Below are 13,143 nucleotides of genomic sequence, written 5' to 3'. Positions count from 1 at the left end.
GTATAATTTTGTTAGGTTTCATTCTCGGTTTGGTTGTCCGCCTGGTGATGTGACTGAGTGGCTTCAAGAGGTGATGCCCCAGTTATCCTGACAGTATCCGAAAAGAAAAAGAATATGATGATTAAAGAGATACAAAAAGAGCTAGGAATAAGTGAGAGAAGTGTAAGGGCCCATGTACTAAGTCTCTACAAAAAGGGATTGCTCAAGAGAACACTAGTCCAAAGAGGGTGGCTAGGTTATGCATATACCGCAGTTTCTCCATCCGAACTTCTCAAAAAGATTAAGGAAACGATACTCAGAAACATAGAGGAGATAGAAAAGGAGTTAAAAGACGATGAATAATTAAGACCATGCCAAGCATTGACGAAGTTGATGAGATAATCCTAAGAGAGCTAAGTAAAAATGGAAGAGCTACGCTTACAGAGCTCAGTAGAAAAGTTGGATTAACGCCTGCTGCAATAAAAAATAGAGTAGAGAAGTTAGAGAAGCTTGGTGTAATTAAGGGGTATTCTGCAATAATTGATCACTCCTTTCTAGGCGAGTTCCTAACAGCTCTAATTGAGATTGAGCTAGCAGATCCAGAGAGTGATGAGTTATCAAAGCTTATAAGGCCTATTTTAAAGCTTGAAAACATTAAGGATGTGTATAAGAAAACTGGAGAGTTTCAGCTGACAATTAGAGCAACATTTAGAGATGTCGATAGCTTAAATGAGTTCCTTAAAAAAATTAGGAGAGATTATTTAAAGAACATGGCAAGGAGGATTAAGGTTTCAATAATACTAGAGAACTTTAAAGAAGGTGGGGTAACTCTCCTATAGGTGGTGAGATGTTAATAGTTGTAAGACCAGGAAGAAAAAAGAATGAGCTCGAGGCTTTTATAATTGAAAACCCTCCAGAAAAGCTCTCTCAAATAAGAAATTTAAAAGCTGATAGGGTAGTTAGGCTCATAATGAGAGATAATAGACTTTTTAAAGCTCTTGAAGGAAGTCAGTATTTAAATCCAAAGGAAGTGGAGAGAGCCCTTAGAAATTCAAGGATAGTTCTGGTGAATGCCAACGAGTGGGAAGAGTACTTTAAGAAGAGGTTAATGAACAAAAGAGTTGAAAAAGCTGACATCTGTAGGCTCTGCCTTCTCAATGGGAAGATTACAGTACTCACTGAGGGAAACAGGATAAGATACAGAGATGAATACATATGTGAAAGTTGTGCCGAGGAGGAGTTGAAGAGAGAGTTAAGATTTCGATTTAATTCCATAGGAATGCTTGAACAGGCAAAGAAGCTTTTAGAGAGATTCAGAGATTTAGACAAGGTGATTTCAATTTTTGATCCATCCTTTGACCCCACTAAGCATCCAGAGATAACAAAATGGGATGAGCTAAAGGCCAAGCATATAAGGGTCGAGAAGATGCATATAGATGAGCTCAACATCCCCGAAGAATTCAAAAAAGTTCTAAAGGCCGAAGGAATAAACGAACTACTCCCCGTTCAGGTGCTAGCGATTAAAAACGGCCTCCTAGAGGGGGAGAATTTATTGGTGGTTTCAGCAACTGCGAGTGGAAAAACTCTAATCGGAGAGCTTGCAGGTATTCCTAAGGCTCTAAAGGGAAAGAAAATGCTGTTCCTAGTTCCTCTAGTAGCTTTAGCAAACCAAAAGTACGAGGACTTCAAGAGAAGATACTCAAAGCTTGGATTAAAAGTAGCCATTAGAGTCGGAATGAGCAGGATAAAGACCAAGGAAGAGCCAATAGTTCTGGATACTGGAACAGATGCACACATAATAGTGGGGACTTACGAAGGAATAGACTACCTTCTCAGAGCTGGTAAAAAGATAGGAAACGTTGGAACGGTTGTAATAGATGAAATACACATGCTCGATGATGAGGAGAGAGGAGCTAGGCTAGATGGGCTCATTGCAAGGTTAAGGAAGCTCTATTCAAATGCCCAATTTATTGGGCTTTCAGCAACCGTAGGAAACCCTCAGGAGTTAGCCAGGAAGCTAGGGATGAAACTAGTGCTTTACGATGAAAGGCCCGTTGACTTAGAGAGGCATTTAATAATTGCGAGAAATGAGAGTGAGAAGTGGAGGTATATAGCTAAGCTGTGCAAAGCCGAGGCCATGAGAAAGAGCGAGAAGGGATTCAAGGGGCAGACGATAGTATTTACATTTTCAAGGAGAAGATGCCATGAGCTTGCCTCATTCCTAACGGGGCAGGGATTGAAGGCTAAGGCCTACCACTCGGGCCTCCCCTATGTTCAGAGAAAGCTTACCGAAATGGAGTTTCAAGCTCAAATGATTGATGTAGTTGTAACAACAGCTGCTTTAGGAGCGGGAGTTGATTTTCCAGCATCCCAAGTCATCTTCGAAAGCTTGGCCATGGGAAACAAGTGGATAACAGTTAGGGAGTTTCACCAAATGCTTGGCAGGGCTGGAAGGCCACAGTACCATGAGAAAGGCAAAGTTTACATAATAGTCGAGCCTGGGAAAAAGTACTCAGCTCAGATGGAGGGAACTGAAGATGAAGTCGCCCTCAAGCTCTTGACTTCACCCATAGAACCAGTAATTGTTGAGTGGAGCGATGAATTTGAAGAGGATAATGTCTTAGCTCATGCCTGTGTGTTTAATAGACTTAAAGTTATTGAAGAAGTTCAATCCCTCTGCCTGGGAGCAAACCAAAGTGCTAAAAATGTTTTGGAAAAACTTATGGAAAAGGGGCTCGTCAAAATATATGGAGATAAAGTTGAAGCAACCCCATATGGAAGGGCGGTGAGCATGAGTTTCCTACTTCCTAGGGAGGCAGAGTTCATCAGAGATAACTTGGAGAGCACTGATCCAATTGAGATAGCAATTAAACTGCTACCGTTCGAAAACGTTTACCTCCCAGGATCGCTCCAGAGGGAAATAGAGTCAGCTGTTAGAGGAAAGATAAGCTCAAACATCTTTTCAAGCTCCTTTGCATCAGTGCTAGAAGAGCTTGACAAGATTATACCCGAAATAAGCCCAAATGCTGCAGAAAGGCTATTCCTAATATACCAAGATTTCTTCAACTGCCCAGAGCAAGACTGTACGGAGTTTGCAATGGAGAGAATTGGGAGAAAGATCATTGACTTAAGAAGAGAGGGATACGAGCCCTCAAAAATCTCTGAGCACTTTAGGAAGGTCTATGCATTAATATTATACCCTGGAGATGTTTTTACATGGTTAGACGGAATTGTGAGAAAACTCGAGGCAATTGAAAGAATAGCCCGAGTGTTCAATAAGAGAAGAGTGGTAGAAGACACAATCAGGGTTAGAAGGGAAATTGAAGAAGGAAAAATTTTGAAGGGTGAGAGACGATGATAGAAGAAAAGAAGAAAACAGTCAAAGACGGAGATTTTGTACTTCCAGGGGATTATCTCGGAGTAATTGAAGAGTATCTCCCAGGAGAAGGAGTCATAGTTGAGGACGGCAATCTTTACTCTACAAGAGCGGGATGGGTCAGAATTAATAAAGATAAAGTTGAGATAAGCCTAGAACCAGCCTCCAGTACTCCACCAATCCCAAAAGTGGGGGACATCGTGTATGCAAGGGTAATAGACATTAAGCAACAAGCAGTCCTCTTGAAGATGATAAAAATTGAGGGAAAGGGAGACAGGGAAATAGCAATGTCAAAGCTGGCTGGGATACATATCTCTCAAGTAAAAGATGGCTTTGTGGAAGACTTAAGAAATGAATTTAGGATTGGTGATATAGTGAGGGCAAGAGTAATTACAGACGAAAAGAGTCCAATTCAGTTGACCACAAAAGATCCAGATCTTGGAGTAGTGTATGCGTTCTGTTCAAAATGCAAAACTCCCTTAGTGAGGAGAGGAAACCAGTTGGTATGTCCTAAGTGTGGAAACGTGGAGACCAGAAAGTTATCGAGCCTATATAGGAAGGTGAAGCTATGAGGGCCAAGAAAGTTATAGTGCTTCACGTGAGAGATGATATAGAGAAAGAAGAATTCATGAAAGAAGTTCAGAGGCTCAATCTCTCGGCATTCATTTACATACATGGAAAGTTAGACTCTCTAAAGGTTAATGTCCAAGGAACAAAAGAAGAAATTAGAGAGGCAATAAGGGCCATAAGAGATGCCCACAAGAGGGTTCGAGGGAGATTATACCCAGACAGGAAAGGATTGTACACATATTATCCCGAAGATATCTTCAGGGAAGCAAACGCGAATATTTCACTCCCAATCCTAATCAAAACTCTTGAGCTTCTAGGGGAGAGAGTGGAAGTAAAAGAAGATTACATAAAATCCTCAATGCCTTGGAGGGAGATAGTTGAGCTTGTAAGGAGATTGAATGAAGTGTTATCTCAAATAGCCCTACAGACAACTAGACAGATAAGAGAAGTTGTTGTTCCAGTTTCTGTTGTATATAACATTGACCCAGAAGAGCTCCTAGACCTCCTCGTTGACTTGGGAATAGCAGAGTACAAGGAAGATAAGTTTAAATATGAACTTGTAAAGAACAAAGAGCAGGCGCTAAAGGAGTTGTTAGAGTATTTAGAGGGTGAGAAGGATGAAGATAGAAGTGATAAAGAAGGAAGAGAACTTGCTTGAATTTTATCTCGAAGGAGAAGACCATACATTTGCAAACTTATTGGTCGAGACCCTAAGAGAAAATCCACACGTAAAGTTCACAGCATACACAATAGAACACCCAATAACAATGGCAAGAAAGCCCAGGTTTAGGGTAGTTACCGATGGGGAAATAACGCCAGAAGAAGCCCTAGAAGAGGCAGCAAAGAAGATTTTTGAAAGAGCAAAAGAAGTTCTAGAGGCATGGGAGAAGGCGGTGAAGAGCTGAATGCCTTCTGTTATTGATCTTTTTGCTGGAGCTGGAGGCTTTTCTCTTGGATTTAAACTTGCTGGATTCAAAATTATCTCTGCAGTTGAAAATTTTAAGCCAAAAGCCAAGACTTACTCCTTTAATTTTCCCGAGGTTAAAGTGTACGTTTCCGATATAAAGGCTCTAAACCCCAAAGATTTTCCAAAAGCTGATGTTATAATTGGAGGGCCCCCTTGTGAGCCATTTACAGCTATAAATTCCAGAAGAATGGAGAATCCAAAGGATAGGCTGTACAGAGATCCAATAGGCAGGTTAGTTTTAGAATTCATACGGTTTGTAAAGGAAATAAAGCCAAAGGTCTTTGTGATGGAGAATGTCCCCCAGATTATGGAACTCGAAGATTACCTCATAAGAGAGTTCGACAAGGCCGGATATCCCATAGAATTTAACATTTTAAATGCCTTAGACTACGGAGTTCCACAAATTAGAAGAAGAGTCTTCATTTCTAACGTTAAGATAAGGCCAGATAAAGTTAAAGGGCCTAAGAAAGTGTGGGATGTACTTAAAGATGTTCCCTTTGATGCCCCCAACAACGAGCTATTCAATCCCCCCTCCAAAGTGGCAAGAAAAATTCCTTACCTAAAGTGGGGAGAAGGAGCACAGAGATTTGGAAGATTCATGAACTGGGTGAGGCTCCATCCCTACAAGTCAGCCCCGACGGTGAGAGGGAGTAGTAGATTCGTTCATCCGTTTGAAAATAGACCACTAACAGTCAGAGAACAGGCGAGGATAATGGGATTTCCAGACGATTTTGTATTCCTCGGTGGTAGGAACATACAGTTCGATAGCGTAGGAGAAGCTGTCCCACCACCACTGGCAAGGAGTATTGCAGAATTCTTGCTTAGGACTATATCCTGGGAGTAATTGCATAAACTGTTTTATCTTCTCCAATCCCCTCAATAAGACCCTTATGCCTTCTCACACAACTCTCACATTCTCCACAGTGAATTGGCCTTCCATCTTCAGTGAAACCCTTTGGGTTATAACAGGAGTTTGAGTACTCATACTTCGCATTTAGCTCTTTAAGCAACTTTGCAATTCCCCTCTTGTCCAAATCTATTAGAGGGGCAACAACTTTTACCGGATTTAGGGTTGCAAACCTTAGAGCCTCGTTTAACTTTTCCACGAATTCTCTCGAGTTGTCTGGAAATGTTGTAGCTTCCTCAGCATTGAACCCTACAATTATATCTCCCCCACCCAAGGCATCCAGGAGAGATGCAGCAACACTTATTAAAACAAGATTTCTTGCTGGAATCCAGACACTTCTTGCCGTTTCGCTCGCTTTCTCAATGTCTTCCAGCTCTTCTGCAGTTACTCTTGGAACTTCTCCACCCACAAGAGAGCTACCCCTTATTTCCGAGAATTCCTTCAAAAAATCCAGCTTAACAATTTTTAACCTTACGTCTAACTCTTTTGAGAAGTACTCCGCTACCTTGTTTGTAACTCTTTCCTCGTTGCTTCCATAGTTTACGGTGAGCATAATGACCTCATCATACTGCTTTTTAGCCCAGTACAGGCATGCTGTACTATCCAATCCTCCAGAAAACAGAACAACTGCTCTTCGTTTCATGGCAATGATTAAGTTTTAATATCTTTTTATGCTTTTTCCATATAGGGGGTAGTAAATGGACAAGCTAACGAAAGTAGTTCTTATTGCCATAGTTATTATTGGAATAGTAGGAGTTGCCATAACGCTCTCGGTAAAGCACTATCAGGGTGGAGAGATTTACGAGGCTTCAAATGACGCTATGAATTATCTCGTGAGAGGATTTAACGTCACTATTAAAGTTGAAACTGTTGATGGAAAGATTATCTCAGGAGAATTATTTTCCGCTCAGGGATCAACGATCACGATTATTGTAAATGGAACTAGAGTAACAGTCGGGGGGCCAGCCGCCACAAAAGAAAATTTCAGGGCAAAGCATATAGAGGTAATAAAGAGGGGAAAAGTTTACGTCTATGAAGTCCCAGGAACTGAGGGAGAGGGATATGAGGAGTTCTCTAAATATATAAAGGAAGAAACGTACTCAGAGAGGTTCAGCGGAACTATATACGTTGAGAACATAAGCATAATAGAAATTGGGAAGCTAAAATACCTTGCCGATTACACAACTTATGGCTCAATAACAATAAATAAAATTTCTGGAAACAATGCAATTTTAACTGCCAGCATGGTTCCTGTAGAGATACTTAGAGACAACTTGAAAGGAAAGAGGGTATTTTTCTATGGGATCTTGCTTGTAAACTCCGAAAACAGGACACATAAGCTTACTTTAATAGAGGTGAGAAGCTAATGAGAGGACTGCCTCTAGCGATTCCAATTTTCCTCACGGCCTTTGTTTCCCTGGGATTGGCTAGGATTAAGACCATAGGGGTAGTTAGTTTATTTTCAATTCTGTTTGTCTATGGATATAACCTCGGAAGCAAGAAGGGTGGAAAACTTAAGCTGAATCCCATTAAGGAAGAAGTTTGGTGGGGATACATAGGATTAATCCTCTCCCTCCTGGCAATAGTTGCAAATCTCGTTAAAGTTGGAGACATACCAGTTTTCCATCCATATTTGAGAACCTCACTAAATCCAAAGCTAACAGCACTTACCTATCTCTTTGGAGTTCCCTCCTCAGTATACTTAGTTTTAAAGGGAAAAAAGATTGGATTCTCATTTCCTTTTCTAGTTGCTCTTTACGGATATAGAACTCCTATACTAACTTCAGCAATAGCCTTAGCCCTCCCATACTTGTATGAGATGAAAGAAGGAACTATAAAGAAAGGTCTCCTAGTGGGAGTTATAGGAGGCATAGTTGCGCTACTTCTCTCAATACTTAGGGGAAGCACAGAATTCCTAGTTCGAATTCAAGGGACAACTTCTGTTCTCGACGTTATAGTGAAAAGGTGTAGCCTAGTAGGGTTTTATCATGGAGAGCTACAATTTTCTGGAATAACCTCTTACTTAACTGGAGGACTAGGGCCCAGGATGCTGATCTCTAGATATTTAGGTGTTTCTGGAGTTACAACAACGGCAACTCTCATAGGAGGAATGTATCTAGATTTCGGAATCCTTTCGGGAATTGAAATGTTTTTCCTGGGAATGTATTATGGAGCCATGGAAAATTTGAAGTCAAATGTGGGGAGGGCCCTCTACTATTCTACCTTAGCCTACGGGATAGTTGGAGTTGAAACTGGAATTTTGGATCTTCCCGTTTATCTGATGTTTATTTTAGCCCTCATAGTTTTCTGGAGGGAAAGTCATGCTAAAGCTTGAGAAAACATTCATATTTTTTAACCTCCTATTTCTTCTTTCAGCTGTTATTGGGGAAGTTCTTTGTTTTCATGCCGTACCAAAAATCTTTCCACTTTTGTATGCCCTAGCGTTTATAGGAGCAATAATCTTGGGAATTAAGTCTAACTTTAATTTTCCCAGGTATGGATGGATAATTCTGAGTATTTTGGTTGGTATAAAGATAGGGCTTGAATGGATAGCTTTCATAGCTTTTGGAGCAATCTGTCTTCTCCTATTCTCAAAGAAAAAAATTCAAGAAAAAGACAAAATGCTCTTCACATTGTCTGTTCTCATTGCGATTATTCTCCCACTAATTCCAGCTTTCTATGGGATAGTCCCAATACTAGAGCCTCAAAAAAGGTTTGAGCCCCTTGCAATCTCTTACGTTCTCTCAGGCTATTCCTTAGCTCTCGCAATTTCAATTTACCCCTCTCTAACTTTACTAGTCCTAGGCATAATTATCTCGGCAATCTCAACCTTTAGAATCGTGGCCCTCTTAGTTTTATTGGCGTATGTCTATTCTACATATCCAAAGCTTAACAAAAAAGCATTGGTAATCGGGGGGATAGGTGTCATTGTAGCGTTTTTACTCAGGGGAATGGCCGAACCGAGTTACAACTTTATTCAAGGAGCTCTCTGCAGACCTGCCTTTACTTATCTCGTCTATGAAAGAATTTTCCACATAACGATGCCCTGGGGGAAGTTGCTTATCCTCCCCACACTAATCCCCGGATACAAGGTAGCCTCATTCTTTGGTACAAACGTTAGGTATACATACACAATTTATGGCCAGCCTGCATTTGATTTTGGAGTGCTTGGACTGCTAGAAGGTTTAATCTTGGGAGTTGCAATCAGGGAAGCTCGAGGAGTAAAGTGGGCTCATGCATTTTTACTCTCGATTTTAACAGTATTCATTGAGATAGGATTAGATGTACCTAAATTGACCACAATATTTTTATTGGCATTCATTAGTAAAGCTTTTGTGATGAAGAATGAAAGATAAGATAAGATTACTAGCGGTAGTAATCCCCCTGATAATAGGAATTTTAACGTTTCCCCCAAACTCAACGCTCACATATGATGGAGCCCTCTATATAAATATTGCAAGGAGCATTGCTCGGGGTGAGGGGTTTACTTATCAGGGCGTTTATATGATGTATAGGCCACCTCTGTATCCATATACTCTAAGTTTATTTTTCAAATTCCTTCCCTATGACTTCCACCTGCCTGCAAGTAGGATTATCTCCCTTCTGTTTTACACCCTAACAGCACTATTAACCTATGAAATTGGAAAGATGTTATTGGGAAGTAGAAAGTTTGGAATAATTGCATCACTTCTCTATGTCTTCAACCCTTTGGCATTTACAATGGCTAAGAGAACCCTCGTTCATTCTGAATTCACTTTCTTCTTTACGCTTTCCATGTACCTCTTTTATTTGGGGGAAAGAGAGAATAGGGAACTTTATACTGTTTTATCGTTTTTCTTCGCTGGACTGACAATATTAGCGAGATATACTGGACTAGTGATCCTGGGAGTTTTTGTTGTGTACCTATACCTAACAAGGGAGTGGAATTGGATAAAAGAGAGAAGGTATATAATCGGCCTCCTAATACTACTTCTTACTCTCTCTCCCTGGCTCTATCTTGGCCATCTCCACTATGGAGGAGCATTTAGGCCCTTTAAGATAGCCTCTAGAGTAGTGACACTTGACAAGCCAGTTTCGACTTTTGAATTCTTTGAACTACTTGTAAAGGACATAGGTTATATCCCCCTTTTCCTTTTGGCCCTGGGAATATTCTTCACAAAAAGAAATGAAAAAGGGTTGCTAGTTCTTTCCTGGTTTTTTGTGGGCTTAATGGGAATACTCACCGTGACACATAAAGAGACGAGATTTATAACATTTACAACCCCTGCTATGGCCCTAATAATGGCAAAAGGTATCCAAGGAGTTGTGGAAAAAACAAAGAACATTCCCCATAAGGCAATTTTTGAGGGTATTGGGGTAGGTGTCATTTTAATACTCTTATTCAATGCCTCATATAACTTGCAAGAATTTTGGAACAAAACTGGTAGAGGAGAGACAGAAGTTCTCTCCTGGGCTTCCAAGAATTATAACGCGAGAACGGTTCTAGTAACACCTTACCTATATACATATGCTGGCTATTTCTTCCCTGAGTCCAAAGTAGAAATGATAACGGAGAGAAACTACAACGAAGTTGTCGAAAAAATTAAACAAGGCTATTATGACCTCGTGATCATTAAGGGCGGGACTATAATTTTAGAAGGAGAGAGACTTAAAGGAGACGTCAACAATAGATATACATTAGTCAAAACATTTTACGATGGCTTGTACAAAATTTTTGAAAGGAATAGATAGTCAAATGCTCATCATTTAGTTTTATGACAATAATGAACATCAAACCCCTTCTTGATTCACGTTAATTTTAAATATAGCTCACCTTTATCACTCACGGTTATTTTAAGGCGGAGGTGAACTGAAATGGCATACAGATTCATAAAGTGGTTTGAGGAGCTAAGCAAAAATGATGTCCCACTTGTTGGTGGAAAGGGCGCAAACCTTGGTGAAATGACAAATGCTGGTATTCCAGTCCCACCAGGATTCTGTGTTACCGCTGAAGCCTACAAGTACTTCGTTGAAACCGTAAAGGTAAGTAAGGAAGACGTTAAGAGAATTCTCGGTGAAAAGGTCAATAAGGGAACAATTTCTGAGGTTCTTGCCCAGGCTCCTGACGAGCCAAGACCTCTTCAGGAGTGGATTATGGACATAATCAGCAAGACTGATGTTGATGACTCAAAGATGCTCCAAGAGAACACTGAAGCGATAAGAACCCTCATAAAGAGCCTTGACATGCCAGCAGAGATCGCAGATGAGATTAAGCAGGCTTACAAGGAGCTTAGCCAGAGATTCGGGCAGGAAGAGGTTTACGTTGCAGTCAGATCCTCAGCTACAGCAGAGGATCTACCAGAGGCTTCATTCGCTGGCCAGCAGGAGACCTACTTGGACGTTCTCGGCGCTGACGATGTTATAGACAAAGTAAAGAGATGTTGGGCATCACTCTGGACCGCAAGAGCTACATTCTACAGAGCCAAGCAAGGATTTGACCACAGCAAGGTCTACCTCTCAGCTGTCGTCCAGAAGATGGTTAACAGCGAGAAGAGCGGTGTTATGTTCACAGCTAATCCAGTTACAAACAACAGGAATGAGATCATGATCAACGCCTCCTGGGGTCTCGGAGAGGCTGTAGTTAGCGGTGCAGTTACTCCAGATGAATACATCGTCGAGAAGGGAACCTGGAAGATCAAGGAGAAGGTCATAGCAAAGAAGGAAGTTATGGTCATAAGGAATCCAGAGACAGGTAAAGGAACCGTCATGGTTAAGGTTGCAGAGCACCTTGGTCCAGAGTGGGTTGAGAAGCAGGTATTAACCGATGAGCAGATAATTGAAGTCGCAAAGATGGGGCAAAAGATTGAGGAGCACTACGGCTGGCCACAGGACATCGAGTGGGCTTACGATAAGGATGACGGCAAGCTTTACATTGTCCAGAGCAGGCCAGTAACAACCCTCAAAGAGGAAGCAACTGCTGAAGGTGCTGAGGAAGTTGAAGAGGCTGAGGTTATCCTCAAGGGTCTCGGTGCTTCACCTGGAATCGGTGCAGGTAGAGTTGTTGTAATATTTGACGCAAGTGAGATCGACAAGGTCAAGGAAGGAGACATCTTAGTTACAACAATGACCAACCCAGATATGGTTCCAGCAATGAAGAGGGCCTCCGCTATCGTTACTGATGAAGGTGGAAGAACCAGCCACGCGGCAATCGTTTCAAGAGAGCTTGGAATTCCATGTGTAGTTGGTACCAAGGAGGCCACAAAGAAGCTCAAGACAGGAATGTACGTTACAGTTGACGGTACAAGAGGTTTAGTTTACAAGGGAATTGTCAAAAGCTTAGTCAAGAAGAAGGAAGAGGCTAAGGCTGAAGAGGGACAAGTAGTTGTCGCAGGAGCACCACTAGTTACAGGAACAATGGTCAAGGTTAACGTATCAATGCCAGAGGTAGCCGAGAGGGCAGCTGCCACTGGAGCAGATGGTGTTGGACTACTAAGGGCTGAGCACATGATCCTAAGCATCGGTCAACACCCAGTCAAGTTCATCAAAGAAGGAAAGGAGAAGGAGCTAGTAGAGAAGCTTGCAGAGGGTATTGAGAGGGTTGCAGCAGCATTCTATCCAAGGCCAGTCTGGTACAGAACCCTAGACGCCCCAACCAACGAGTTCAGAGAGATGCCCGGAGGAGAGGACGAACCAGAAGAGAGGAATCCAATGCTTGGATGGAGAGGAATTAGAAGAGGCCTTGACCAGCCAGAGTTACTGAGGGCCGAGTTCAAGGCCATCAAGAAGGTAGTGGAGAAGGGATACAACAACATTGGTGTAATGCTACCACTAGTCAGCCACCCAGAGCAGATAAGAGAGGCTAAGAGAATCGCAAGAGAGGTCGGCCTCGAGCCACACAAGGACGTTGCATGGGGTATCATGATTGAGGTCCCAGCAGCAGCTATTATAATTGAGGACCTAATCAAGGAAGGAATTGACTTTGTCAGCTTTGGAACAAATGACCTAACCCAATACACACTTGCAATTGACAGAGACAACGAGAGAGTTGCCAAGCTCTACGACGAGACCCACCCAGCTGTTCTTAAGCTCATTAAGCACGTCATTAAGGTTTGTAAGAAGTACGGAGTCGAGACCAGCATCTGTGGACAGGCCGGAAGTGATCCAAAGATGGCAAGAATCTTGGTAAGACTTGGAATCGACAGCATCTCAGCCAACCCAGATGCAGTACAGCTAATCAGACAAGTAGTTGCACAAGAAGAGAGGAAACTCATGCTAGAAGCAGCAAGAAAGCAACTCTTCGAGGAAGAGGAAGAAGAGGAGCTCTTCTGAAGTCTTTCCCCCTTTTCTTTAAAGTTTATATTACTC

The 13,143-nt window shown here is 41.8% G+C and carries 13 protein-coding genes and 1 pseudogene; 13 read left to right on the top strand and 1 reads right to left on the bottom strand.

Annotation, left to right across the window (positions count from 1 at the left end; translation table 11 throughout):
• From PWP39_RS02210 to PWP39_RS02175, 8 genes and pseudogenes are all read left to right on the top strand, one after another.
• Positions 1-91: pseudogene (locus tag PWP39_RS02210) on the top strand (IS6 family transposase); the annotation flags it as partial.
• A gap of 23 nt (positions 92-114) precedes the next feature.
• Positions 115-342 carry a transcriptional regulator gene (locus tag PWP39_RS02205; RefSeq protein ID WP_288072303.1) on the top strand — a complete coding sequence of 76 codons (228 nt, stop codon included), beginning with the start codon at positions 115-117 and terminating at the stop codon, positions 340-342.
• A gap of 8 nt (positions 343-350) precedes the next feature.
• On the top strand, positions 351-818 hold the full coding sequence (locus tag PWP39_RS02200; RefSeq protein ID WP_011011166.1) for an Lrp/AsnC family transcriptional regulator: 468 nt from the start codon (positions 351-353) through the stop codon (positions 816-818).
• A gap of 8 nt (positions 819-826) precedes the next feature.
• A complete protein-coding gene (locus PWP39_RS02195) occupies positions 827-3,337 on the top strand; it encodes a DEAD/DEAH box helicase (RefSeq protein ID WP_288072297.1) in 2,511 nt (836 codons plus the stop codon).
• Positions 3,334-3,927 carry an exosome complex RNA-binding protein Csl4 gene (locus PWP39_RS02190; protein WP_011011164.1) on the top strand — a complete coding sequence of 198 codons (594 nt, stop codon included), beginning with the start codon at positions 3,334-3,336 and terminating at the stop codon, positions 3,925-3,927. Before PWP39_RS02195 ends, PWP39_RS02190 begins: the two co-directional genes overlap by 4 nt.
• Entirely contained in the window at positions 3,924-4,583 is a 660-nt protein-coding gene (locus PWP39_RS02185) for a DUF2067 family protein (protein WP_288072294.1), read from the top strand. Before PWP39_RS02190 ends, PWP39_RS02185 begins: the two co-directional genes overlap by 4 nt.
• On the top strand, positions 4,543-4,830 hold the full coding sequence (locus tag PWP39_RS02180) for a DNA-directed RNA polymerase subunit L (RefSeq protein ID WP_011011162.1): 288 nt from the start codon (positions 4,543-4,545) through the stop codon (positions 4,828-4,830). Before PWP39_RS02185 ends, PWP39_RS02180 begins: the two co-directional genes overlap by 41 nt.
• The gene (locus PWP39_RS02175) at positions 4,831-5,736 is read left to right on the top strand and encodes a DNA cytosine methyltransferase (RefSeq protein WP_011011161.1); all 906 of its coding nucleotides are present in this window, start codon (positions 4,831-4,833) and stop codon (positions 5,734-5,736) included.
• Here PWP39_RS02175 and queC read toward each other — a convergent pair.
• Positions 5,720-6,442: a 7-cyano-7-deazaguanine synthase QueC gene (gene queC, locus PWP39_RS02170; RefSeq protein WP_011011160.1), complete on the bottom strand. Its 723-nt coding sequence runs from the start codon at positions 6,440-6,442 to the stop codon at positions 5,720-5,722. The two genes, PWP39_RS02175 and queC, sit on opposite strands and share 17 nt — an antisense overlap.
• A 55-nt stretch (positions 6,443-6,497) precedes the next feature.
• Here queC and PWP39_RS02165 point away from each other — a divergent pair, with 55 nt between their 5' ends.
• The 5 genes from PWP39_RS02165 (at position 6,498) to ppsA (ending at position 13,107) form a co-directional block, all read left to right on the top strand.
• On the top strand, positions 6,498-7,166 hold the full coding sequence (locus PWP39_RS02165; RefSeq protein WP_011011159.1) for a hypothetical protein: 669 nt from the start codon (positions 6,498-6,500) through the stop codon (positions 7,164-7,166).
• Positions 7,166-8,134: an oligosaccharide repeat unit polymerase family protein gene (locus tag PWP39_RS02160; protein WP_011011158.1), complete on the top strand. Its 969-nt coding sequence runs from the start codon at positions 7,166-7,168 to the stop codon at positions 8,132-8,134. Before PWP39_RS02165 ends, PWP39_RS02160 begins: the two co-directional genes overlap by 1 nt.
• Positions 8,121-9,155: a hypothetical protein gene (locus PWP39_RS02155; protein ID WP_011011157.1), complete on the top strand. Its 1,035-nt coding sequence runs from the start codon at positions 8,121-8,123 to the stop codon at positions 9,153-9,155. Before PWP39_RS02160 ends, PWP39_RS02155 begins: the two co-directional genes overlap by 14 nt.
• Positions 9,145-10,530 (top strand): ArnT family glycosyltransferase, encoded by a 1,386-nt coding sequence (locus PWP39_RS02150; RefSeq protein WP_011011156.1) that lies wholly within the window; start codon positions 9,145-9,147, stop codon positions 10,528-10,530. Before PWP39_RS02155 ends, PWP39_RS02150 begins: the two co-directional genes overlap by 11 nt.
• A gap of 123 nt (positions 10,531-10,653) precedes the next feature.
• Positions 10,654-13,107 (top strand): phosphoenolpyruvate synthase, encoded by a 2,454-nt coding sequence (ppsA, locus tag PWP39_RS02145; protein ID WP_288072287.1) that lies wholly within the window; start codon positions 10,654-10,656, stop codon positions 13,105-13,107.
• Positions 13,108-13,143 lie beyond the last annotated feature (36 nt).

This window comes from Pyrococcus sp. (assembly GCF_030153625.1).
GTDB lineage: Archaea > Methanobacteriota_B > Thermococci > Thermococcales > Thermococcaceae > Pyrococcus > Pyrococcus furiosus.
This window is presented reverse-complemented; position numbering and strand designations above follow the sequence as displayed.

Coding starts and splice junctions, on each gene's coding strand:
- PWP39_RS02205 (WP_288072303.1), top strand. CDS start 115: ATGATGATTAAAGAGATACAAAAAGAGCTAGGAATAAGTGAGAGAAGT.
- PWP39_RS02200 (WP_011011166.1), top strand. CDS start 351: ATGCCAAGCATTGACGAAGTTGATGAGATAATCCTAAGAGAGCTAAGT.
- PWP39_RS02195 (WP_288072297.1), top strand. CDS start 827: ATGTTAATAGTTGTAAGACCAGGAAGAAAAAAGAATGAGCTCGAGGCT.
- PWP39_RS02190 (WP_011011164.1), top strand. CDS start 3,334: ATGATAGAAGAAAAGAAGAAAACAGTCAAAGACGGAGATTTTGTACTT.
- PWP39_RS02185 (WP_288072294.1), top strand. CDS start 3,924: ATGAGGGCCAAGAAAGTTATAGTGCTTCACGTGAGAGATGATATAGAG.
- PWP39_RS02180 (WP_011011162.1), top strand. CDS start 4,543: ATGAAGATAGAAGTGATAAAGAAGGAAGAGAACTTGCTTGAATTTTAT.
- PWP39_RS02175 (WP_011011161.1), top strand. CDS start 4,831: ATGCCTTCTGTTATTGATCTTTTTGCTGGAGCTGGAGGCTTTTCTCTT.
- queC (WP_011011160.1), bottom strand. CDS start 6,442: ATGAAACGAAGAGCAGTTGTTCTGTTTTCTGGAGGATTGGATAGTACA.
- PWP39_RS02165 (WP_011011159.1), top strand. CDS start 6,498: ATGGACAAGCTAACGAAAGTAGTTCTTATTGCCATAGTTATTATTGGA.
- PWP39_RS02160 (WP_011011158.1), top strand. CDS start 7,166: ATGAGAGGACTGCCTCTAGCGATTCCAATTTTCCTCACGGCCTTTGTT.
- PWP39_RS02155 (WP_011011157.1), top strand. CDS start 8,121: ATGCTAAAGCTTGAGAAAACATTCATATTTTTTAACCTCCTATTTCTT.
- PWP39_RS02150 (WP_011011156.1), top strand. CDS start 9,145: ATGAAAGATAAGATAAGATTACTAGCGGTAGTAATCCCCCTGATAATA.
- ppsA (WP_288072287.1), top strand. CDS start 10,654: ATGGCATACAGATTCATAAAGTGGTTTGAGGAGCTAAGCAAAAATGAT.